Origin of the sequence: Oceanibacterium hippocampi (assembly GCF_900172325.1) — a bacterium.
Lineage (GTDB): Bacteria > Pseudomonadota > Alphaproteobacteria > Sneathiellales > Sneathiellaceae > Oceanibacterium > Oceanibacterium hippocampi.
Window position 1 is genome coordinate 341,930 of the sequence record NZ_FWFR01000001.1, and the last position, 22,620, is coordinate 364,549.

Here is a 22,620-nt window from a genome sequence, read left to right on the forward strand (position 1 = left end):
ACGGCGGGTGCTGGCGCCGCCCGGGGCGCTGGTCTAAGGTCCGCGCTCGGCACGGAGCAGGAAGACAGAGATGCAATACTGGTTGATGAAGTCGGAGCCCGGCACCTGGTCCTGGGACGATCAGGTCGCGGCGGCCGAGAAGGGTACCGGCTGGGACGGCGTCCGGAACTACCAGGCGTCGAACAACATGAAGGCGATGGAGATCGGCGATCGCGCCTTCTTCTATCACTCGGTCAACGAGAAGCGGATCGTCGGCATCGTCGAGGTGATCGCCACCTACCATCCCGACCCGACAGACGCGAGCGGCCGTTTCGGCATGGTCGACGTGAAGGCGGTCAAGCCGTTCGCGACGCCGGTGACGCTGGCCGACATCAAGGCCGACGAGCGACTGGCCGAACTGCCGCTGGTGCGGCAGTCGCGGCTCTCGGTGATGCCGATCCCGGAACAGGCCTGGCGGATGATCTGCGAACTGGGCGGCGTGACGCCCTGAGCGATTGCCGGACGCCGCTCAGGCGGCGATGAACTTCGCGTAATCGTCGGCGACGTCGCGGGCGCTTGCCTCGAGCAGTTCGGCGCCCTTTTCCGGGCTCGCCAGCGTCGGGTCGGAACCGATCCGGCCGTCCGGGAAGGTCCGCCGGTAATCCTCGGCATCGGTGAAGCGGCCGACAGGGGCAATGGTCGGGCTCATCGCCACCTGCTTGATCGCATCCGGGTAGACATGCTGGGTGACCGCGACCTCGCTCGCCGTCGCGTGCATGCCCTCGGCATGGCCGAACATCTGCTTCCGCATGCGGGCGACACTATCGCCTTCCCACCAGTTTCGCAGGATGCAGCGGAGCGGTGGCCGGTTGTCGGCCGGGGCCAGGCTGCGTTCACCGTAGACCTCGGAGAAGGCCGCCTGGACGGTGGCGATATTGCCGCCATGGCCGTTCAGGAAATAGATCCGCTCGAAGCCATGCCGGGCGAGGCTCTCGACGGTATCGACGACGACCCGGATCAGGGTCGTCGGGCGCCAGGCGATGGTTCCGGGGAAGGCCATGTGATGCTGGGCGACGCCGATCGGAATGGTCGGCGCGACGAGCGCGTTGCCAAGTTCGCCGGCGCGCGCCGCGATTGCCTCGGGACAGATCGCGTCGGTGCCGATCAGGCCGTTCGGCCCGTGCTGCTCGGTCGAGCCGATCGGCACGATGATCCCCCGGGACTGTCCGAGGTAACCTTCGACTTCTTGCCAGGTCATCAATTTCAGCAGCATCGGCTTTCCCTTGCGTTCGCGGTGCGGCCAAGTGCCGCCTACGACGATCGGCGACCTTGTAGGCCCGGACGATTGATACAATAATCGGCGCCAATTCATGCAAACGAAATCGGCCGCGGCGTGATCAGCCGCCAATGCCGTTCGAAAAAGAGGGAAGGAGAGCCGCCAGATGTTCGACGTCCACAATTTTCCCGTTCCGGCCGAGTGGGCCAAACGTGCCTGGGTCGATGCCGCCAAATACCAGGAGATGTACCGGCGCTCGATCGACGATCCGGAGGGATTCTGGGCGGAGCACGGCAAGCGGCTCGACTGGATCAAGCCCTACAGCAAGGTCAAGGACTGCTCCTTCGGGCCCGACGACGTGCATATCCGCTGGTTCGAGGACGGCACGCTGAACGCCAGCGCCAACTGCCTTGACCGCCACCTGGAGAAACGCGGCGACCAGACGGCGATCATCTGGGAAGGCGATAACCCGAAGGAAGACCGGAAGATCACCTATCGCGAACTGCATGAAGAGGTCTGCCGTTTTGCCAACGGCCTGAAGTCGATCGGCGTGAAGCGCGGCGACCGGGTCACGATCTATCTGCCGATGATCCCGGAGATCGCCGTCGCGGTGCTCGCCTGCGCACGCCTTGGCGCGCCGCACAGCGTCGTGTTCGGCGGATTCTCGCCGGATTCGCTGGCCGGTCGCATCGTCGACTGCGATTCCCATTATCTCATAACCTCCGACGAAGGCGTCCGTGGCGGCCGGCCGATACCGCTCAAGGCCAATGCCGACACGGCGCTCGAGCGCTGCCCGGACGTCAAGAAGGTCGTCGTCGTCAAACGCACCGGCGGCAAGGTCGACTGGGTCGACGGCCGCGACGTCTGGTACGAGGATCTGGTCGCCAAGGCCTCGCCGGACTGCCCGCCGGAAGAGATGAACGCGGAGGATCCGCTGTTCCTGCTCTACACCTCCGGTTCGACCGGCAAGCCCAAGGGGGTGCTGCACACCACCGGCGGCTACATGGTTTTCGCCGCGATGACGCACCAGTATGTCTTCGACTACCACGACGGCGACATTTACTGGTGCACCGCCGATGTCGGCTGGGTCACCGGGCACAGCTACATCCTCTACGGCCCACTCGCCAACGGCGCCACGACGCTCATGTTCGAGGGCGTGCCGAACTATCCCGACGCCTCGCGCTTCTGGCAGGTGGTCGACAAGCACAAGGTCAATATCTTCTACACCGCGCCGACGGCGATCCGGGCGCTGATGCGGGAAGGCGAAGGGCCGGTGAAGGCCGCCTCGCGCGCCTCGCTTCGCCTTCTCGGCTCGGTCGGCGAGCCGATCAACCCGGAAGCCTGGCTCTGGTACCACGAGGTGGTCGGCGACGGCCGCTGCCCGATCGTCGATACCTGGTGGCAGACCGAAACCGGCGGCATCATGATCACGCCGCTGCCCGGCGCGACCAAGCTCAAGCCGGGCTCGGGCACGCTGCCCTTCTTCGGCGTCCAGCCGGCCCTCGTCGACGGCGACGGGAAGATTCTCGACGGCGCGGCCGATGGCAATCTCTGCATGCTCGATTCCTGGCCCGGCCAGATGCGGACAATCTTCGGCGATCATGAACGCTTCGTGCAGACCTACTTCTCGACCTTCCCGGGCAAGTATTTCTCGGGCGACGGTTGCCGGCGCGACGAGGACGGCTATTACTGGATCACCGGCCGGGTCGACGACGTCATCAACGTCTCCGGTCATCGCATGGGCACGGCCGAGGTCGAAAGCGCGCTGGTCGCCCACGACAAGGTCGCCGAGGCCGCCGTGGTCGGCTATCCGCACGACATCAAGGGCCAGGGCATCTACGCCTATGTCACCCTGATCGCCGGCGAGGAGCCGTCCGACGCCCTCATGGCCGAGCTTCGGAAATGGGTCCGCAAGGAAATCGGACCGATCGCGACACCGGACCTGATCCAGTGGGCGCCGGGGCTGCCGAAAACCCGGTCCGGCAAGATCATGCGACGCATTCTCCGCAAGATCGCCGAGAACCAGCATGGCGCGCTCGGCGACATCTCGACGCTTGCCGATCCGGCCGTGGTCGACGATCTGGTGGAGAACCGCCAGAACCGCTAGGCAGACGCGCCATCCTTCTGGTTTCCCGCAGGAGCACATCCCGTGCCCTTGCGGGAAACCGGTTCCACGTGACAGTTGAGGTTCCGAACGTGAAATCCGCCAGCATGTTCATTTCCGCCGTCCTGATTCTCGCGCTGTCCGGCGCCATGCCGGCGCTTGCCAAGAACGACAAGGGCGACAAGGGCAAGGGCCCGGCGGTGAAGTCGGAAAAGACGATCGACGACGCCATCGACCGGATCGAACGGGAGGTCATCGACGAGGTGCTCGACGGTGTCTTCGGCGAGAACGACCGCACGATCATCGAGACCTGGTACCGCCAGCACCCGGCCCCGGTTTCATCGCTCCCGCCCGGTATCGCGAAACGCCTCGCGCGCGGCAAGCCGCTGCCGCCCGGGATCGCGAAGCGCGGCCTTCCCGATGGCCTTGCCGCGCAGCTCGCTCCGCTCGGTTCGCGGTACGAGCGGGTGATCGTCGGCGACGATGTCACGATCATCGAAACCGCCACCGCGGTTGTCGTCGACATTCTGCGGGACGTGCTGCGCCGCCATTGAGCCGCGCGAACGGGCCGTTCAGTCTTCGCACCACGTGGCGCGGCGACCGCCCCAATAGGGACGACCGAATCCGGCGGCCTGCATCACCGTCGCCACATCGCGGTCCACCGCAAGTTCGTCGCTCGACCGTTCCGTATCCGCAATGACCGTGACGGTGGCGAGAATGCGGCCCGCATATTTGCCGTAGGAGATACCGGTCAGCGAGACCTCGCGACCGTCGGCAAACGCCCTCAGGAAATCTCGCGCCTGTTTGGCGAGAATCCGCTCGCCCGGACATCTGCCGCGCAGTTCCGGGGTGTCGAGGCCGTCGATGCGGACGAGCGTGGTGAGTTGGGTGGCAAGCCAGATCCGCACGCTCACCTCGATCGTGTCGCCATCGACGACGCGCAGCACCCGCGCCGGGATCGGACCGGGCAGGGTCTCCGCCGCCGACACGGGAATGTCGCCGATCAGCGAGGCGAGAAGCGCGAAAACGACTGCGAGAGCCGGCCGGGATTGCTTGATCATTCAGGACGCCGCACAGGCTGAAGGAAACCTGACATCATCAGATGATCAAACAAAAGTTGTAATTCAATACTGATCACCACGAAATTTCTAACTAAACTTGATTTCCCGGACTCGACGATCAGAAATCGCTGACGATGCCCTTGTGCGACCAGTCGCCATAGCGGGTTGGCTCGGGCCCCGCCGGGCCGCCGATCTCACCCTTCTTCTGGACCAGCTTGTGGGCCGGCGCCGGCGGTGATTTTTCCACGGTCGCCGGCTTGTCGGTCCTCGTCTCGTCGATGGATTCGCTTTCCGCGCCGGTGCCGGATGGCGACGCGCCGGCGGCGGCGTCCTTGGTCCTGTCAGTCATCGTCCACTCCCGGCGCGAGCCGCGCCGATTTGTCTTGAAGGGGCTTGGCCATGCCATACATATGGCGCGGCATCAACCACCCTGAAAGTATCCGGGCAGACCGAATGTTCAGTCATCTTCGCACGGGTTTGCTGCTGGCAGCGATGACCGGGCTTTTCCTGGCCGTCGGCTTCCTGCTGGGCGGCCAGACGGGCATGCTCATCGCGCTGGTGGTCGCCATCGGCATGAACGGCTTCGCCTACTGGAACTCCGACAAGCTGGTGCTGCGCATGTACCAGGCCCGCGAAGTCGACGAGCGCACCGCGCCGACGCTCGTCCCGCTGGTCCGGACTTTGTCGCGCCAGGCGGGCCTCCCGATGCCCCGGGTCTATGTGGTCGAGATGGCGCAACCCAATGCCTTTGCCACCGGCCGCAACCCGGCGAACGCCGCGGTTGCCGTAACCAGTGGGCTGCTCCGGCTGCTGTCGCAGGAGGAAGTGGCCGGGGTGCTCGCCCATGAGCTCGCCCATATCCGCAATCGCGACACGCTCACCATGACGGTCACCGCGACGCTCGCCGGCGCGATCTCGATGCTCGCCAATTTCGCGCTTTTCTTCGGCGGCAACCGCAACAACCCGCTCGGCATCATCGGCACCATCGCGCTGATGATACTGGCCCCGCTCGGCGCGATGCTGGTACAGATGGCGATCAGCCGTGGCCGCGAGTACGAGGCCGACCGGGTCGGCGGCGAAATCTGCGGCCGGCCGGAATGGCTGGCCTCGGCGCTGACGCGCCTCGAACAGGGAGCGAGGAACATCGAGAACCCGATAGCGGAACGTAACCCGGCTTCGGCCAATCTCTTCATCGTCCATCCGCTGAGCGGTCGGGGCGCGGACAACCTGTTCGCGACCCACCCGTCGACCACGAACCGTGTCGCACGGCTTCGCGAGATGGCCATGCGCCTGCGTCCGTCCGGCAACCCGTGGGCGTGACCGCGGGCGCGCGGAGCGCCGACAATTCGACGGGCCAGCCCGCCCGCGAGGCGGCGCTGCAACTACTGAAGGCGGTACTCGACCGCCGCCAGCCGCTCGACGAATCGCTCGAACAGGGCCTGTCGGGCCTGGAAGGCCCGGACCGGGGCTTTGCACGGGCGATCGCGACCACCGTGCTGCGCCGGCTCGGCCAGATCGACGCGCTTCTCGCCCACTGCCTCGACAGACCCTTGGCCGACAATGCCGCGCGGGCCCGGAACGCGCTCCGCATCGGCATCGCCGAACTGATGTTCATGAATGTCGCCGCCTATGCCGCGGTCAATTCAGCGGTCGAGCTGTGTGGTCGCGAGGCGGGTCAGCGCCGGCTCGTCAACGCCGTTCTCCGCCGTCTCGGACGCGAAGGCGCGGCGCTGCTGGCCGCCCAGGACGCGGCCCGGCTCAACACCCCGGAATGGCTCTGGCAATCCTGGTCCGACAGTTATGGCGAGGCGACCGCACGGGCCATCGCCGAAGCCCACCTGACACGGGCGCCGCTGGATCTCTCGGTCAAGGCCGAACCCGGGCACTGGGCCGAGCGGCTCGGCGCCACGCTGCTCGCCAATGGCAGCCTCCGCCTCGCCGAGTTCGGCCAGGTGACCGCGCTCCCGGGCTTCGAGGAGGGCGCCTGGTGGGTCCAGGACGCCGCGGCCGCGCTGCCCGTCACCCTGTTCGGCAACGTCCGGGACCAGCGTATCCTCGACCTCTGCGCCGCGCCGGGCGGCAAGACCGCGCTGATCGCCGCGCGCGGCGCCAGGGTCACGGCGGTCGAACGGAACGCCAACCGGATCCGCCGGCTGAACGAGAATCTCGCCCGTCTCGGGCTGACCGCCGAAATCGTGCACGGCGACGCCGCCGCTGCGCCCGAAACGGGCAACGGCGATGGCTTCGACGGCGTGCTCCTCGACGCGCCCTGCTCGAGCACCGGCACCCTGCGCCGCCATCCGGATGTCGCCTGGCTGAAGCGCCCGGAAGATGTCGAGAAACTTGCCGGCGCCCAGGACCGGCTGCTCCGGGCCGCCGCCGAACGGGTGCGACCGGGCGGCCTGCTGGTCTATTGCGTCTGTTCGCTGCAACGGCGCGAGGGCGAGGACCGGGTCGCCGCCTTCCTTGCCGCCGACCCGCGCTACCGTCGCGAGCCGATCACCGCCGGCGAACTGCCCGGGATGGCGGAAACGGTAACCGCCGACGGCGACCTCCGCAGCCTGCCCTGCCATCTCGGCGCCGAAGGCGGTATCGACGGCTTCTACGCCGCACGCCTGCGCCGCCTCTGACCTTGCTTGCACGCCCCGAATCCACCTGATAGACCACGATCATGCAGCAGCCAGTCCGTATCGCCCCCTCGATCCTTTCCGCCGATTTCGCCAGGCTCGGCGAGGAGGTCGCCGCCATCGACGCGGCCGGCGCCGACTATATTCATATCGATGTCATGGACGGCCATTTCGTCCCCAACATCACGATCGGACCGGCGGTCGTGAAGGCCCTCCGCCCGCACAGCGACAAGGTCTTCGACTGTCACCTGATGGTCGCCCCGGTCGATCCCTTCATCGCGGCCTTCGCCGAGGCGGGCGCCGATATCATCACCGTCCATGCCGAGGCCGGGCCGCACCTCCACCGCACCCTGCAGCTCATCAAGGCAAGCGGCGCGAAGGCCGGCGTGTCGCTCAACCCGGCGACCCCCGCAGGCGTCATCGAACCGGTCGTCGAGGACCTCGACCTGATTCTCGTGATGAGCGTCAATCCGGGCTTCGGCGGACAGGCCTTCATCGAGGGCCAGCTTCGCAAGGTCGCCGAGCTTCGGCGCATGATCGACAAAAGCGGCCGCGCGATCGACCTCGAGATCGACGGCGGCATCAATCCGGAAACCGCCAGGCGGGCCTGCGACGCCGGCGCCGACGTTCTGGTCGCCGGGACCGCCGCCTTCAAGGGCGGGCACAACAGCTACGCGACCAACATCGCGGCGCTGCGCGGCACGGACTGAACCGGGATGGCGGGCTTCGCACACAGCGCTCGCAAGACCCTGCTCGGCCTTCTCGCCGCGACGCCGCTTTACGAATACAGCCTCCAGGGCCGGCGCATCGCCGAGCTCGTCCGTACCCCGGCCTATCCGCGCGACGGTGATGCCGAGCTGGCCGACGCGATCTTCCAGGGCCGCTACCGCTTCGCCGGCAGCCGCCAAATGGCGCCGGGCAAGCCGCCGTGGAACATTCCGGAGAGCAGCGAGGAATGGCGCGCGGCCCTGCAAAGCTTCGACTGGCTGCGCCATTTCCGGGCCCGTGGCGGTACCGCGTCGGAACGGCACGCGCGCAATCTGGTCGGTTCCTGGCTGACCCATTGCGGCCAGTACGAGCCGCTTGCCTGGCGGGCCGACATCCTCGGTCGCCGGCTGGTCGCCTGGCTCTGCCATTCGGACTTCCTGCTGGTCGCCGCCGAGCAGCCGTTCTCCGAACAGTTCCTCGACAGCATCGCCCGTCAGCTCGTCCATCTCGGGCGCGCGTGGCGGCTGGCGCCCACAGGTGCCGGCCGGCTCGACGCCCTGCTCGGCCTCGTCTATGGCGCGCTCTGCCTGCCGGACGGCGACCAGCGGCTGGAGGGCGCGCTCGCCCTGCTGATCTCCGAAATCGACGACCAGGTGCCGGCCGACGGCGGCCATGTCTCGCGCAGCCCGGCCCTTCAGCAGCAGATCCTTGGCGACCTTGCCGGCCTCCGCCAGGCGCTGCAGGAAGCCCGCTTCGAGGTGCCGCTGGCGCTGCAGACGGCGATCGACCGGATGGCGCCGATGCTCCGCTTCTACCAGCATGGCGACGGTGGACTGGCGTGGTTCAACGGCGCGGCGGGCGAACCCGACGGCAGCACCGATCGTATCCTCGTGAGCGCCGAGGCCAATGGACGGCCACCGCCGTCCGCGCCCCATACCGGGTTCGAGCGGCTGCAGGCCGGACGCACGCTGGCGATTGTCGATTGCGGCAGCGCCTCGGCGGCCGACAGCGGCAACTGGCCGCATGCCGGTTGCCTGTCGTTCGAACTGTCGTCGGGCCGCGACCGGCTGGTGGTGAATTGCGGCGCCGCCGAACCGCGCACCGCGCCGCTGGCTCGCGCGCTTCGCTCGACGCCCGCCCACTCGACGCTATCGGTGGATGAATCCTCGCAATTCGATATCGGCGATATCGAGGCTCACGTTGAGTGCCGCACCCAGCGCGAGGACGCGGACGGCAATGTCTGGTTCGAGGGCCAGCATGACGGCTTCCTCGCCGCCTACGGCCTGCATCACCGGCGGAAGCTCTATCTTTCGGCGGACGGCGCCGACCTCCGCGGCGAGGATGCGCTGCTGGTCAAGGGGCCAGGTGCCCGGACGACGCCGTTCTTCCTGCGCTTCCACCTGCATCCCGATGTCGACGCCTCGCTGGTCCAGGACGGGCGCACGGTGATCCTCCGCTCGGGCTCCGGGCAGGGCTGGCGCTTCCGCTCCGCCGGCGGCGCGGTGACGCTGGAGGAAAGCCTGCACGTGCCGCTCGACGAGAAGCGGCGGAAGGCCGAGCAGATCGTGATCTCCGCCGAAACGGTGGCCGCGGAGGAGACCCTGGTGAAGTGGAGCTTCTCCCGCGTCGACGATCCGGACGGCCGCGCCCGGTCCTGATCCGATCCGCCACCGAGGGCGGTTCCGCTCCGGCGGCGACCGTGCTATGAGGCAGGCCATCCCGCTTCCGCCACCAATCAAGAAGACCCGACGATGAGTGATCCCGTTTCCGCGCCGATCCGGCGCGCCCTGATTTCGGTGTCCGACAAGCAGGGCCTTGTCGAATTCGCCCGCTCGCTCGCCAGCATGGGCGTCGAGATCCTCTCGACCGGCGGCTCCGCCCGGGCCCTGCAGGAGGCCGGGATCCCGGTCAGGGAAGTGGCCGACCATACCGGCTTTCCCGAGATGATGGACGGACGCGTCAAGACCCTGCACCCGACCGTTCACGGCGGCATCCTGGCGCTCCGCGACAATGACGAGCATCGTCGGGCGATGAGCGAGCACAGCATCGGCGCGATCGACCTGGTGGTGGTCAATCTCTATCCGTTCGAGGCGACGGTCGCTGCCGGCGCCGATTTCGCGACCTGCATCGAGAACATCGATATCGGCGGCCCGGCGATGATCCGCTCGGCGGCCAAGAACCATGCCTTCGTCACCGTGATCGTCGACCCGTCGGACTACGCCCCCGTGCTCGAGGAGATGGCCACCGGGAAGGGCGCCACGAGCCCGGCGCTGCGCCGCCGCCTTGCCGCCCGGGCCTACGCCCGGACCGGGGCCTATGACGCGGCGATCAGCGGCTGGTTCGCGGCGCAAGCCGGCGACGACCTGCCCGAGCGGCTGGTGATCGCGGGCGAGCGGAGGCAATTGCTCCGCTATGGCGAGAATCCGCACCAGACAGCGGCCTTCTACGGCATCGCCGAGACCCGTCCGGGCGTCGCCACGGCCCGGCAGATCCAGGGCAAGGAACTGTCCTACAACAACATCAACGACACCGACGCCGCCTTCGAACTGGTTTCCGAGTTCGATCCGGAAGCGCACGGTCCGGCGGTGGCGATCATCAAGCATGCCAATCCCTGCGGCGTTGCCCGCGCCGAGCCGGCGGTCGGCCGCACCTCGCTCGCCGATGTCTACCGGGCCGCGCTTTCCTGCGATCCGGTCTCGGCCTTTGGCGGCATCATCGCGCTCAACCAGACCCTCGACGGCGAGACGGCCACGGAGATCGCGAAGATCTTCACCGAGGTTATCATCGCCCCCGACGCCGACGAGGCAGCGCGCAAGATCCTGGCATCGAAGAAGAATCTGCGCCTGCTGCTGACCGGCAGCCTCGCCGACCCGAAGGCTGTGGGCCGCACGGTCAGAAGCGTCGCCGGCGGCCTGCTGGTCCAGGATCGCGACAACCGGATCGGCGATGACACGGCACGGCGCGTGGTCAGCAAGCGCGCGCCCGAGGCGCAGGAAGAGCGCGATCTGGATTTCGCCTTCACCGTCGCCAAGCATGTGAAGTCGAACGCCATTGTCTATGTCCGGAACGGCATGACCGTCGGTGTCGGTGCCGGCCAGATGAGCCGCGTCGATAGCGCCCGGATCGCCGCCCGCAAGGCCGCCGACGCGGCGGAGGCAGCCGGTGACGCCGAGCCCTGGACGAAGGGATCGGTGGTCGCTTCCGACGCCTTCTTCCCGTTTGCCGACGGCCTGCTGACCGCGGCGGAAGCCGGCGCCCGCGCCGTCATCCAGCCGGGCGGATCGGTCCGCGACGACGAGGTTATCGCCGCCGCCGACGAAGCCGGTCTTGCGATGATTCTGACCGGCATGCGACATTTCCGGCACTGAGCCGAGCAGGGAGCCCGAGACATGCTGATTTCCACTACCCCCTCCTTCGAGGGCAAGCGGATCGTCGCCTATCACGGCCTGGTATCGGGCGAGGCGGTCATGGGCGCCAACTTCGTGCGCGACTTCTTCGCCCGCGTCACCGATGTGATCGGCGGCCGGTCCGGCGCCTACCAGAAGGAACTCAAGAAGGCCCGCAACCTGGCGCTCGAGGACATGGAGGAAGAGGCGAAGGAACTCGGCGGCAACGCCGTCGTCAGTGCCGACCTGGATTACGAGGTGCTGGGCGATTCGATGCTGATGGTGATCGCCTCGGGCACCGCCGTCACCGTCGAGTAGCGGCCGGCACGCGGCCGGGACAGGCGCTCAGCCGGCGTCGCCGGGACGCTCCTCCCTGACGAGGAGCATCAGCCCGCCGCCAATGACGAAAAAGACGAGCACGACCGCGAGTCCCGGGCGCTGCGCCCCGGCATAGGCCGTCACCGCGCCGATGGTGAGCGGCGCCAGGAACGCGGTCGCCTTGCCGGAAAGCGCGTAAAGGCCGAAGAACTCGGTCACCATGCCCGGCGGCGCGAGACGCGCCATCATCGTCCGGCTGGCCGCCTGGGCCGGGCCGAAGAAGAGCCCCATGATCACGGCGAAGACCATGAAGGCCCATTCCGCCGGCGCGGCGAAGGGGGCGCCGCCTTCGGCCGGCATCGCCGCGGGAATGCCGAACAGCACCACGCCGTCGCCGATCGAGAGGATCCCGAGGGTCGCCAGCGAAAGCCCGACGACCGAGATCAGGATTGTCGGCTTGGAGCCGAGCCGGTCGTCGAGCGAGCCGCCGACGAAGGCGCCGACCGCGGCAAAGACCGTGACGACGATCCCGAAGATCCCGAGACTGGTGCTGGTCCAGCCGAAGATTCCGGCGGCGTAGACACCGGAGAAGCCGATCACGGCAAGGATCGCATCGTTGTAGATCATGCGTGCGATCAGGTAGGCAACGACGTTGCGATACTGGCCGAGCCGGCCGAGCGTGCCGGCCAGCGCCGCCAGTCCCTGGCGCACCGATTCCGCCTTTGTCAGGCCGCGCCGGCCGACGTCCGGCGTGAACAGGAACAGCGGGATGATGAAGATCGCGAACCAGATCGCCGACATCGGCCCGACGATCCGGTCATGTTCATGTGTTGCCTTGTCTAGGCCGAACAGCGGGGTGTCCGGCAGGCTGAAGCCGAGCAGCACGATGAACAGCGCGATCAGCCCGCCGATATAGCCGAGGCCCCAGCCGAACCCGCTCAGCCGCCCGAGCTTCTCGGGCGCGACGAGGCCCGGCAGCATCGCGTTGTTGAAGACGAGCGCGAACTCGACCCCGATCGTGCCGATCACCAGCATCGCCATGATGGTCAGCAGGCCCTCGCCGACGACCATTCCGGGTGTCGCCCACCAGAGTGCGAAGGAGCCCAGGACGCAGAGCGCGACGAAGGCGGCGATCCAGGGTTTCCGGGGGCCGCCCGCATCGGCAATCGCGCCCAGAACCGGGCTCATCAGGGCAATGATGATGCCCGCGGCGGCCTGGGTATAGCCCCAGTATGCCTGGCCCAGAACCGGATCGCCGACCACCGTCGAGGTGAAATAGGGCACGAAGATGAACGTCGTGACGACCGTGAAATAGGGCTGGTTCGCCCAGTCGAACATCGCCCATGAGAAGCGGCCGAGCGGCGATGCGCCACCCGCCCCCGCGTCCGGAAGCATCCCTGTCGCCGTTCTGCTCACCCCGTGTCCCCCGAACCCGACCCTGGCCGGAATCCCCGATTCCGGCTCCTCAGCTCAGGATCATGCTGCGGATCTGCCGGTTGGCCAAGGCCAGTTTCGGGATATCGACGCCACCACTCGCCTTGAAGTCGGCGATCAGCTTGATGGTGCGGTCAAGCGGACGCTGGTTGTGGTCCGCCCAGTTGCCGAGCGCGTCGAGGCCCGCATGGCCGTTGGCGAGCCTGAAGACCGAGCTGGTCAGGGCCCGCTGGTGCATGTAGAGATCGTCCACGATGGCGCTGGTGGCGAGCCGTTCCCAATGATTCTCGCCCACCACCCGCTCGGCGGCGATGCGCAGCCAGTCGAGGCCGAGACGGGCACCGACCGCGAAATAGATCTCGCCGACTTCCTCGATCGGCCGCTCCGAGATGCGGGATGCCTCGACGATGTCGAGTGCCGAGCGCAAGGGCTCGAGCGAGGCGACCCGGCGGGCCAGTTCCTCGGGCACCCCGGCGGCCTTGAAATGGCCGAGATCGGTTTCGAGCTGGGTCGCGCCGAGTTCGCTCAGAAGGTCCTCGAGTTTCCCGGTGAGGCGCTGCACGCCCGGCTGGTAAAGGGCGATCGCCTCGGCGATGCCCATTTCCGCCGGCATGTGGCCGATCGCCCAGCGGGTCGCGAAATGCAGCAGGTCCTGCGTCGCGAGCAGCATCTTGCCCTGGATCTCCGCCGGCACCTTGTTGTCCAGCCCCTCGATCGCCTCCCAGATCGGGCGCAGGTCGAAGGCCTGGCGGACCACCGCATAGGCGCGCGCAACCTGCGGCGCCTTGGCGCCCTCCTCGTCCTCGAGCCGGCGCACGAAGGCGATCCCGGCCCGGTTGACGATGCTGTTGGCGAAGACGGTGGCGACGATCTCGCGATGGAGCCGGTGATTCTCGATCGCCTTGCGGTATTTCTTCTGCAGCGGAGCCGGGAAATAGCGCACCAGCTCGTCCGCGAGGTCCTTGTCGTCCGGCAGGTCGCTCTCGAGGAACTGGCTGTAGATGGTCATCTTCGCATAGGCGAGGAGGACCGACATTTCCGGGCGCGTCAGGCCGATGTGATCCGCCGCCCGCTCGGCCAGCACCTCATCGTCGGGCAGGAACTCGATCGCCCGGCTGAGCCGGCCTTCCCGTTCGAGGCCGCGCATGAAGCGGGCCTGCTCCTCGAGCCGCTCGACGCCCTTCAGTTCGGCGAGCGTCAGCGCCTGGGTCTGCAGATAATTGTCCCGGAGCACCAGCTCGGCGACCTCGTCCGTCATCTGGGCGAGCAGCCGGTCGCGCTGCTTGATCGTCAGCTCGCCGTCGTCGACGACCGCGTTCAGCAGGATCTTGATATTGACCTCGTGGTCGGAGCAATCGACACCGGCCGAGTTGTCGATCGCGTCCGTGTTGAGGCGGCCGCCGGCCAGCGCATACTCGATCCGTCCGCGCTGGGTGACCGCGAGGTTGCCGCCCTCGCCCATCACCTTGGCACGAATGTCGCGCGCGTCGCGGCGCACCACGTCGTTGGCGCGATCGCCGGCATCGGCGTGCGATTCCCGGGTCGCCTTGACATAGGTGCCGATGCCGCCGAACCAGAGCAGGTCAACGGGCGCGGCGAGTACCGCGGCGATCAGCTCGTTCGGCGTGACGTGATCCGTGGAAATCCCGAGGCAGGCCTTGATCTCCGGCGTCAGCGCGACCGATTTCAGCTTGCGATCGACGATCTTGCCGCCGGGCGACAGCAGCGACGTGTCGTAGTCGGCCCAGGACGAACGCGGCAGCTCGAACAGCCGCTTGCGCTCGACGTAACTCTTTTCCGGATCCGGCGTCGGGTCGATGAAGACGTGGCGGTGGTCGAAGGCGGCGACGAGCCTGATATGGCGCGATTGCAGCATGCCGTTGCCGAACACGTCGCCCGACATGTCGCCCACACCGGCGACAGTGAAATCCTCGCTCTGGATATCCCTGCCGAGCTCGCGGAAATGCCGCTTCACCGATTCCCAGGCACCCCGGGCCGTAATACCCATCTTCTTGTGGTCGTAGCCGGCGGCACCACCCGAGGCGAAGGCATCGCCGAGCCAGAAGCCGTACGAGATCGCCACACCGTTGGCGATGTCCGAGAAGGTCGCCGTGCCCTTGTCGGCGGCGACCACCAGATAGGGATCGTCGCCGTCATGGCGGACCACGTCGGCGGGCGGCACGACCGCGCCGCCGGACAGGTTATCGGTGATGTCGAGCAGGGCGGAGATGAAGATCTTGTAGCAGGCGATGCCTTCCTCGAGGGTCTCCTCGCGACTGCCTGCCGGGTTGAGCCGCTTCGGCACGAAGCCGCCCTTGGAGCCGACCGGAACGATGACCGCGTTCTTGGTCATCTGGGCCTTCATGAGGCCAAGCACCTCGGTCCGGAAATCCTCACGCCGGTCAGACCAGCGAAGCCCGCCGCGCGCGACCTCGCCGCCGCGAAGATGCACACCCTCGACGCGCGGGCTGTAGACGAAGATCTCCTTGAACGGACGCGGCAGGGGCAGTTCGTCGACCGACAGGCTGTCGAGCTTGAACGACAGGTAGGATTTCGGCGCGCCCGTCTCGTCCCGCTGATGGTAGTTGGTGCGGAGCGTGACGTTGATCAGGTTGGCGAAGCGCCGCAGGATACGATCGGAATCGAGGCTCGCCACCTGGTCGAGCGCGGCCGTGATCGCGGCATTGATGCGCGCCGTCTCCTGGTCGCGCATCTCGGCATTCTCGGGATTGAAGCGGGCGTCGAACAACTCCGCCAGGAGCAGCGCGATCGCCGGATTGTCGGCGAGCACATCCTCCATATAGTCCTGGCTGAAGGTGATGCCGACCTGGCGCAGATACTTGCAGTAGGCGCGCAGGACGACGACATGGCGCCAGTCGAGGCCCGCCTGGATAACCAGGCGATTGAAGCCGTCGCTCTCGATCTCGCCGGTCCAGACCTTGCCGAAGGCAAGCTCGAACTTGGCCTTCAGGTTCGGCAGGTCGAAGGGTCGCCCGGTCGGATTGACCAGCCGGAAATCGTGGATCCAGACGGTTTCGCCCCGGTCGATCTCGTAGGGATGCTCCTCGATCACTTTCAGGCCCATGTCCTCGAGCATCGGCAGGCAATCGGAAAGCGGTGCCGGGTCGTTCGACTTGTAGATCTTGAAGCGGACGACGCTGTCTTCGTCCTCGAGCTGCCGGTAGAGGTTGACGGCAACGCCGGCGCCCTCCACCAGACCCTCGATCTTCTCGATGTCGAACAGTGCAAGCTGGGCATTGAAGGCTTCGCGATAGGCAACGGGAAACGCGTCGCCATAGGCGTTTTTCAGCTTGAGTCCCCGCTCCTCGCCCCAGCGGTCAACGAGGGCCTCGGCGAGATCGTCACGCCAGTCCCGCGCGGCGTCGACGAGCTGGGCTTCGAGCTGTTCCGGATCGACATCGGGCAGAACCCCCTTGTCGATCGCGACGATGACATGGAGCCGGGCCAGCGGCTCGTCCCCGATCTGCGTGTAGTTGGCCGAGATGCGGCCGTCGAAGGCCGCCGCAAGCAGGCCCTCGAAGCGCTTGCGCAACTCGGTATTGTAGCGCTCCCGCGGGACGTAGATCAGCGCCGAGACGAATCGCGCGAAACGGTCCGGGCGCAGGAACAGGCTGATCTTTGGCCGTTCCTGAAGATTGACGATACCGTTGGCGATCTCGAAGAGGTTGCCCTCGTCGATCTGGAACAGCTCGTCGCGCGGATAGCTTTCGAGGACATGCAGCAGGGCCTTGCCGTCGTGGCTGTTGGCGGCGAGCCCCGAGCGTTCCAGGATCCGGCTGATCTTGCGCCGAAGGAACGGAATCTCGCGCGGCGAGCGGTTGTAGGCGGCGGACGTGAAGAGCCCGGTGAAGCGATACTCCCCGGTGACCTTGCCCTTCTTGTCGAACTTCTTGACTCCGACATAGTCGAGATGAACCGGGCGATGCACCGTCGATCGCTTGTTCGCCTTGGTCACGATCAGAAGTTCGGGCCGATGCAGGAATTCCTGAACTTCCGGCGACATCTCGGTCCGGCCGCGCATGATGCGCCGTTCGGGATCGCGGAGAATGCCGAGACCGGACTGGCCGACGATCTTCCAGCCCTTGTTGCCGCCCGCCTGGCTGTAGTTGTATTCGCGGAAGCCTAGGAAGGTGAAATGATTGTCCGCCATCCAGTCTAGGAGCGCCCGGCCCTCCTCGACCTCGGCCGCCTCGAGCGGTGGCGGGTTGTCCTTCAGGCTCTGCGCGACTTCACGAACCTTGTCGAGCATCGCCCGCCAGTCGGCGACCGCAAGACGCACATCGTCGAAGGCGTTGACCAGGAGCGTCTCGATCTCGGCGAGAACGTCGGCATGCGACTGCTCGTCGATCTCGACATGCATGACCGATTCCAGGATCGCGTCCTTGCCGCCCGCGCCCCGCTCGACCGGGCCGGTGCGCTTGCCGTCCTTGTCCCGTCTGACAGCCATGATCGGATGGATCGTGAGATGCACCGCGAGGCACCGCTGGCTCAGTACGGCGGCAACCGAATCGACGAGAAAGGGCATGTCGTCGTTGACGAGCTCGATCACCGTGTGCGGCGACTTCCAGCCATGACCCTCGATGCTCGGATTGAAAATCCGGATCTTGGTCTCGCCGGGTTTCCGCTGGGCCGAGAAGCGGAAGAGCGAGAGCGCGGAGCCGTACAGGGCGTCCGTGGAGAACGCGAGGACATCGTCGACGCTCACTCGCTCGTAATAGGCGGCTAGAAAAGTGCCGAACTCGGCCGCCTGGGCCTTGTCGAGCCGCTCCGAGGCCAGTGCCGCGACCTTCTTGAGGCGCTCGATCTTCTGTTCCTTGGCTTTCACAAGCATCGTTCCATCCCCGGATTCGCGCCCGGTCGGGCACGGGTTCTGCTTCGCACCTGAATGTCGGTGTGTTGTTCTGGTGAAGTCTGATGACGTACAAAAGGCAATGGCTGTCGCCGATATGCTAATGTCGCGGCGCCCCGGCCCGATCATCTCAAGGTTGCCGCGGCGCATCAGCGACCAACTTAGTAACCCGAGATTAAAGAAGCCAGTGCTAGCAATGGTAGACTTGTCGGATTAAGGAATCGTGCGCCGCTGCAGGTTATTACGAATCGGCGTTGCCGCAGTGCTGTAGTCAGGAGAGCTGGATTGGCCAGAGCGGTCAGAGATCCTTCGGAGTCGGACGGAGACCCCGCCGATCATGCTATCGAGGCCTTGCGGGACCTCGGTATCCCGATCGACCCGGTCACCTTCACCGTCTGGTACGAATATTATCGCGGCGACAATCTCGATCTGAAGCATGCGGTCAACAAGCTGCTCCGCAGCGATGCGGAGCCGAGCCGTGCCGATTGCCTTGAACTGCACAGCCGCTTCCTCGGCAATCACGACAACATGGACGAGACCGCAGAGCAGATCCGCGTCGCGATCGAGGCTGCGCTCTCCTCGATCGGTGACGCCGGCAAGCAGAATGCCGCGTTCGGTCTCCGTCTCGGATCGATTTCAGGCGACCTGGTGGACTGCAAGGATTCGCGCTCGGTCGGCAGTATCGTCGCGTCGCTCCTGCGCGAAACCGAGAAGACCGTGCGCCGCAGTCGAGATCTGGAAGAACAGCTCTCTTCGGCGAGCGGCGAGATCCGCCTGCTGAAGGACAATCTCGCTGACTTGCATGTCGAGGCCAGCACCGACGCGCTGACCGGCCTCGCCAACCGCAAGCATTTCGACAAGCAGTTGAAGAGCGAGATCGACGAGGCGACCACGACAGACAGCGATCTCGCGCTGCTGATGATCGACATCGATCATTTCAAGAGCTTCAACGATCGCTTCGGCCATGCGATCGGCGACGAGGTCCTGAAGGTCGTCGCCAGCACGATCCGGCGCTCGGTCAAGGGCCGCGATACCGCCGCGCGCTATGGCGGCGAGGAATTCTGCGTCATCCTGCCGCAAACCGACCTGAACGGGGCGATCATCGTTGCCGACCAGATCCGCCTCGCGGTCTCCTCCCGGCCGCTCACCCATCGCACCACCCAGCAGGATTTCGGACGAATCACGTTGTCCGCCGGCGTGGCGCGCTTCCGGACAGGGGAAAGCATGAAGGAACTCGTCGAACGTTCCGACAAGGCGCTCTACAAGGCAAAGGAAAAGGGGCGCAATCGGGTCGAGGACGAAACCGCGCTCGACTGAGCGGATGGCCGGGGCCGTCCGGGCCCCCTAGCGGCGCATCGTCCGATAGCCGCCGGAGCGCCCTTCCAGCGGCGCCTGCGAATCATCGGACTCGCTCTGCCGGGAGATCTCCTGCACGACACCGTACCAGCCGAACTGGCGGGCCGCATGTTTTGCCTGGGTCACCCCGAGCGTGTTGATCAGATTTCGAGCGAGAGTGGCACAGTGCCCACCGGGCTCGTTCGTCAAAGTCACTTTGTCCTCACTACAGAAACGCCGCATACGCCGCCTGATAGGGACAGACGTACGGCATCAGACATGAACCAAAGATGAATGGATTGGCCGGAGGGCAGTCGCCTTCTCGTTGCCTGCCATGCAACGTAAAAGAGCCCGGCCAGAGATGGCCGGGCCCCGAAACTGGAGCGGGCGATGAGATTCGAACTCACGACCCTTACCTTGGCAAGGTAATGCTCTACCCCTGAGCTACGCCCGCACAGCGCGCCCGCGATCAGTGATCGCGGCCGAAGAGAGGCGGATAATACGCATCCGGTTGCCGATTGCAATAGTTCTGTTTGGGTTTTTCCCCGCCCTCCGGAGGCCGCGCTCCGAGCGCGAAGATTGCCAGCAAAGCCTTGGCTTTGCTATATCTTCCCGGTCTATCGCGCCCGTCGGGCACGAATTGAGGGGCGCCCCTGCAGGCGCCCCCGATGTTGTCGACGGCCGCCAAGGAAGAGTAGCGAATGCACGCCACACCCGACGATCTCTTTCGACGCCTGGGCGAACTCGGGATCCCGGTGGAAACCCATCACCACGCGCCGGTCTTCACCGTCGACGAGGCCCGGGCGCTCCGTGGCCAGCTCGACGGCGGTCATTGCAAGAGTCTGTTCCTGAAGGACAAGAAGGGCGCGCTCTTCCTTGTTGTCTGCCTGGAGGATGCCGGTGTCGACCTGAAGGCCCTGCGCCGGAAGATCGGCGCGGCGCAGCTCAGCTTCGGCAAGCCGGAACTGCTGATGGAGATTCTCGGCGTGATTCCGGGCTCGGTCACGCCGTTCGCCCTGATGAACGATCGCGAGCGTCGGGTGACCGTGGTGCTGCAGTCGGAAATGCTCGCACTTGAGCAGCTCAACTATCACCCGCTCGAGAACGACAAGACCACGCAGATCGCGTCCCGCGACCTGCTGCGATTCGTCAAGGCTTGCGGTCACGACCCGGTAATCGTGTCGATCGAACCGGACGTCGGCGACTAGGACCTGGCGCCGGATCGCACTCGGCGATCACTTGGCAATCGCCGCGATGTGACCCATCTATCTGCCGGGGGGCGTCGCGGATCTGAAACCGGCACAACGCGACAGAATGGACGATGGAAAATTTGATCGGACAACAGGCGTCGAACGCCACGGATCTCGTCAAGAACGGCGACATGCAGAGCTTCATGGCCGACGTCGTTGAAGCCAGCAACGATGTCACGGTACTCGTCGATTTCTACTCGAACGCATCGCCTGCGAGCGGACAGCTTTCGGCGCTTCTCGAGAAGGTGGTGCGTCAGGCCGGCGGCGTGGTCAGGCTCGTCCGCATGGAGTTCGAGCGCAATGGCCCGCTGGTCCAGCAACTCCGTCTGCAGAGTGTCCCGGCCGTCCTCGCCTTTCGCAACGGGCAGCCGGTCGACGGCTTTCTCGGGCCGCTGCCCGAAGCGCAGCTGAAGCAGTTCATCGGCCATGTTGCCGGCGCCCAGATCGGCCCGTCCGAAGCGGAAGAGGCGCTCGCGATCGGATCGGAGGCGCTGGAGGCGGGCAATCTCGAGCAGGCGATCATGGCCTTCTCGCAAGCCGTTCATCATGAACCCGACAATGTCGAGGCGATCGGTGGGCTCGCCCGGGCGCAGGTGCTGGCGGGCGATCTGGATGGCGCCAGGGAACTGCTCGACAGCCTCGAGACGGCGCTGGCGGAACAGACCGCGATCAAGGGCGCCCGGTCGGCGCTCACCCTCGCCGAACAGGCCGCCAATGCACCTGACACGGCGCCGCTGCTCGCGACCCTCGAACAGAATCCCGCCGATCATGGGACCCGCTTCGAGCTTGCCAAGGCACTCATCGCCGGTGGCCGTACCGAAGAAGGCGCCGAGGAGCTGCTTGAGATCATGCGCCGCGACCGGGCATGGAACGACGAGGCCGCGCGGAAGGAACTGCTGACGCTGTTCGAGGCGATCGGGCTCACCCATCCGCTCACCATCACGCTCCGCCGGAAGCTCTCCTCACTCCTGTTCGCATGAGCGCCGGCGGCCAGACATCGGGCCTCGATGACCTGCCGCGGATCCTGCCGCTGTTTCCGCTCGAAGGCGCGCTGCTGCTGCCCCGCGGCCGCCTGCCGTTGCATATCTTCGAACCCCGTTATCGCGCGATGACGCAAAGCGCGGTCGCCGCCGCGGGCATGATCGGCATGATACAGCCGCGCGCAGGTGATGCATCGGGCGCCGCACCGGCGCTCTACGGGGTCGGTTGCGCCGGCAAGATAAGCGATCTGACCGAGACTCCTGACGGTCGCTACTATTTTACCCTCGACGGTCTCTGCCGGTTCGAGATCGAGGAAGAGCTGGAGAGCAGCGAGCCGTTCCGGACCGCGCGGGTCAGCTACAAGCGCTATCTCGGCGACCTGTCCGGCGAGACCGGCGGCGAACCGATCCGCGACGCGCTCGTGCAGGCGCTGCGCGCTTACCTGGACCTGCGCGCGATCCCGGCCGACTGGCAGGCGATCGAGCGGATGGAGCCGGCGCTCCTGGTCAACACGCTGGCGATGATCTGCCCGTTCGCGCCGAATGAGAAACAGGCCCTGCTCGAGGCCCCTGAGGTCCGGGCCCGCGCGGAACTGATGGTCACATTGATGGAAATGGCCGTACTTGCCGCGAACCGGCAGGGCGGGGCGATCCAGTAGCCCCGGGCGGCGACGGGACGACGGGAGCAAGGAACGGACATGAGTGCGAACAAGACGACGACGATCGACCGCAAGCTGCTGGAAATCCTGGTTTGCCCGCTGACCAAGGGACCGCTCGTCTACGACGCGGAGAACCAGGAGCTGGTCAGCCGGCAGGCGCATCTCGCCTACCCGATCCGCGACGGCATCCCGATCATGCTGGTCGACGAGGCGCGTGCCCTCGACGAGACGACCGGCCAATGAGCGGGGAAAGCTACGACGAGGCCGGGCGTCCCGCGCCCGTCGAGATCCGGCTGCGCCAGGCCGAACGGATCCTCGATGTCGAATATGGCAACGGGCACCGTTTCAGCCTGCCGGCCGAACTGCTGCGGGTCGAAAGCCCCTCGGCCGAGGTTCAGGGCCATTCGCCGACCCAGAAGGTGCTGATCTCGGGACGCCGCCATGTCGGGATCATGGGCGTCGAGGCGGTCGGAAACTACGCCGTCCGGCTGCGCTTCGACGACCTGCACGACACCGGGATCTATTCCTGGGCCTATCTCTACCATCTAGGGATCAACCAGGAAGAGATCTGGCAGCGCTATCTCGACGCGCTCGCCGCGGCCGGCAGGACCCGCGATCCGGACTGACGCCGCT

Annotated in this window: 21 protein-coding genes and 1 tRNA gene; 15 read left to right on the forward strand and 7 right to left on the reverse strand. The window is 66.3% G+C overall.

Going from position 1 to position 22,620, the window contains the following annotated elements:
* Window positions 1-70 precede the first annotated feature (70 nt).
* Window positions 71-490, forward strand: coding sequence for an EVE domain-containing protein (locus tag OCH7691_RS01560; protein WP_085881665.1), 420 nt, complete (start codon window positions 71-73; stop codon window positions 488-490).
* A gap of 18 nt (window positions 491-508) precedes the next feature.
* Here OCH7691_RS01560 and OCH7691_RS01565 read toward each other — a convergent pair whose 3' ends face one another.
* Window positions 509-1,252: a creatininase family protein gene (locus tag OCH7691_RS01565; protein WP_085881666.1), complete on the reverse strand. Its 744-nt coding sequence runs from the start codon at window positions 1,250-1,252 to the stop codon at window positions 509-511.
* 169 nt (window positions 1,253-1,421) lie between these two features.
* On the opposite strand from OCH7691_RS01565, the gene acs reads away from it, so the two are divergent.
* Window positions 1,422-3,362 carry an acetate--CoA ligase gene (gene acs / locus OCH7691_RS01570; protein WP_085881667.1) on the forward strand — a complete coding sequence of 647 codons (1,941 nt, stop codon included), beginning with the start codon at window positions 1,422-1,424 and terminating at the stop codon, window positions 3,360-3,362.
* A 68-nt stretch (window positions 3,363-3,430) separates the two neighbouring features.
* Complete coding sequence (locus OCH7691_RS01575; protein WP_139839480.1) at window positions 3,431-3,913, forward strand: anti-virulence regulator CigR family protein; 483 nt, start codon at window positions 3,431-3,433, stop codon at window positions 3,911-3,913.
* Window positions 3,914-3,931: 18 nt separating this feature from the next.
* Here OCH7691_RS01575 and OCH7691_RS01580 read toward each other — a convergent pair whose 3' ends face one another.
* Window positions 3,932-4,420, reverse strand: coding sequence for a thermonuclease family protein (locus tag OCH7691_RS01580; RefSeq protein ID WP_085881669.1), 489 nt, complete (start codon window positions 4,418-4,420; stop codon window positions 3,932-3,934).
* A gap of 118 nt (window positions 4,421-4,538) precedes the next feature.
* Window positions 4,539-4,769 carry a succinate dehydrogenase assembly factor 4 gene (locus tag OCH7691_RS01585; RefSeq protein WP_085881670.1) on the reverse strand — a complete coding sequence of 77 codons (231 nt, stop codon included), beginning with the start codon at window positions 4,767-4,769 and terminating at the stop codon, window positions 4,539-4,541.
* 104 nt (window positions 4,770-4,873) lie between these two features.
* On the opposite strand from OCH7691_RS01585, the gene htpX reads away from it, so the two are divergent.
* The 6 genes from htpX to OCH7691_RS01615 all read left to right on the forward strand — a co-directional run bounded on the left by htpX (window position 4,874) and on the right by OCH7691_RS01615 (window position 11,459).
* Window positions 4,874-5,740, forward strand: a complete 867-nt coding sequence (gene htpX / locus OCH7691_RS01590) for a zinc metalloprotease HtpX (protein WP_085881671.1) — start codon at window positions 4,874-4,876, stop codon at window positions 5,738-5,740.
* Window positions 5,737-7,050, forward strand: coding sequence for an RsmB/NOP family class I SAM-dependent RNA methyltransferase (locus OCH7691_RS01595; protein WP_085883437.1), 1,314 nt, complete (start codon window positions 5,737-5,739; stop codon window positions 7,048-7,050). Before htpX ends, OCH7691_RS01595 begins: the two co-directional genes overlap by 4 nt.
* Window positions 7,051-7,091: 41 nt before the next feature.
* A complete protein-coding gene (rpe, locus tag OCH7691_RS01600) occupies window positions 7,092-7,757 on the forward strand; it encodes a ribulose-phosphate 3-epimerase (RefSeq protein ID WP_085881672.1) in 666 nt (221 codons plus the stop codon).
* Between the two features lie 6 nt (window positions 7,758-7,763).
* Window positions 7,764-9,413 carry a heparinase II/III family protein gene (locus tag OCH7691_RS01605; RefSeq protein ID WP_085881673.1) on the forward strand — a complete coding sequence of 550 codons (1,650 nt, stop codon included), beginning with the start codon at window positions 7,764-7,766 and terminating at the stop codon, window positions 9,411-9,413.
* 93 nt (window positions 9,414-9,506) lie between these two features.
* The gene (gene purH, locus OCH7691_RS01610; RefSeq protein WP_085881674.1) at window positions 9,507-11,123 is read left to right on the forward strand and encodes a bifunctional phosphoribosylaminoimidazolecarboxamide formyltransferase/IMP cyclohydrolase; all 1,617 of its coding nucleotides are present in this window, start codon (window positions 9,507-9,509) and stop codon (window positions 11,121-11,123) included.
* 21 nt (window positions 11,124-11,144) lie between these two features.
* Window positions 11,145-11,459: a YbjQ family protein gene (locus tag OCH7691_RS01615; protein ID WP_085881675.1), complete on the forward strand. Its 315-nt coding sequence runs from the start codon at window positions 11,145-11,147 to the stop codon at window positions 11,457-11,459.
* 27 nt (window positions 11,460-11,486) lie between these two features.
* Here the strand turns inward: OCH7691_RS01615 and OCH7691_RS01620 are convergent, their stop codons facing one another.
* Together OCH7691_RS01620 and OCH7691_RS01625 are read right to left on the reverse strand one after the other, a co-directional pair.
* Window positions 11,487-12,854, reverse strand: a complete 1,368-nt coding sequence (locus OCH7691_RS01620; RefSeq protein WP_085881676.1) for an MFS transporter — start codon at window positions 12,852-12,854, stop codon at window positions 11,487-11,489.
* Window positions 12,855-12,924: 70 nt separating this feature from the next.
* Window positions 12,925-17,745 carry an NAD-glutamate dehydrogenase gene (locus OCH7691_RS01625; RefSeq protein WP_085881677.1) on the reverse strand — a complete coding sequence of 1,607 codons (4,821 nt, stop codon included), beginning with the start codon at window positions 17,743-17,745 and terminating at the stop codon, window positions 12,925-12,927.
* 369 nt (window positions 17,746-18,114) lie between these two features.
* Between OCH7691_RS01625 and OCH7691_RS01630 the strand changes: the two genes are divergently transcribed.
* A complete protein-coding gene (locus OCH7691_RS01630; protein ID WP_085881678.1) occupies window positions 18,115-19,080 on the forward strand; it encodes a GGDEF domain-containing protein in 966 nt (321 codons plus the stop codon).
* 27 nt (window positions 19,081-19,107) lie between these two features.
* Here OCH7691_RS01630 and OCH7691_RS22825 read toward each other — a convergent pair whose 3' ends face one another.
* On the reverse strand, window positions 19,108-19,314 hold the full coding sequence (locus tag OCH7691_RS22825; RefSeq protein ID WP_139839481.1) for a hypothetical protein: 207 nt from the start codon (window positions 19,312-19,314) through the stop codon (window positions 19,108-19,110).
* A 163-nt stretch (window positions 19,315-19,477) separates the two neighbouring features.
* Window positions 19,478-19,552, reverse strand: a tRNA-Gly gene (locus OCH7691_RS01635).
* A gap of 247 nt (window positions 19,553-19,799) precedes the next feature.
* Between OCH7691_RS01635 and OCH7691_RS01640 the strand changes: the two genes are divergently transcribed.
* The 5 genes from OCH7691_RS01640 (at window position 19,800) to OCH7691_RS01660 (ending at window position 22,613) form a co-directional block, all read left to right on the forward strand.
* Window positions 19,800-20,306, forward strand: a complete 507-nt coding sequence (locus OCH7691_RS01640) for a prolyl-tRNA synthetase associated domain-containing protein (RefSeq protein WP_085881679.1) — start codon at window positions 19,800-19,802, stop codon at window positions 20,304-20,306.
* A 113-nt stretch (window positions 20,307-20,419) separates the two neighbouring features.
* A complete protein-coding gene (locus tag OCH7691_RS01645) occupies window positions 20,420-21,328 on the forward strand; it encodes a tetratricopeptide repeat protein (protein ID WP_085881680.1) in 909 nt (302 codons plus the stop codon).
* Window positions 21,325-21,987, forward strand: coding sequence for an LON peptidase substrate-binding domain-containing protein (locus OCH7691_RS01650; RefSeq protein WP_085881681.1), 663 nt, complete (start codon window positions 21,325-21,327; stop codon window positions 21,985-21,987). Before OCH7691_RS01645 ends, OCH7691_RS01650 begins: the two co-directional genes overlap by 4 nt.
* 39 nt (window positions 21,988-22,026) lie before the next feature.
* The gene (locus OCH7691_RS01655) at window positions 22,027-22,230 is read left to right on the forward strand and encodes a Trm112 family protein (protein WP_085881682.1); all 204 of its coding nucleotides are present in this window, start codon (window positions 22,027-22,029) and stop codon (window positions 22,228-22,230) included.
* On the forward strand, window positions 22,227-22,613 hold the full coding sequence (locus OCH7691_RS01660; RefSeq protein ID WP_085881683.1) for a gamma-butyrobetaine hydroxylase family protein: 387 nt from the start codon (window positions 22,227-22,229) through the stop codon (window positions 22,611-22,613). The genes OCH7691_RS01655 and OCH7691_RS01660 overlap by 4 nt, the downstream gene beginning before the upstream one ends.
* The last annotated feature ends 7 nt before the right edge of the window (window positions 22,614-22,620 follow it).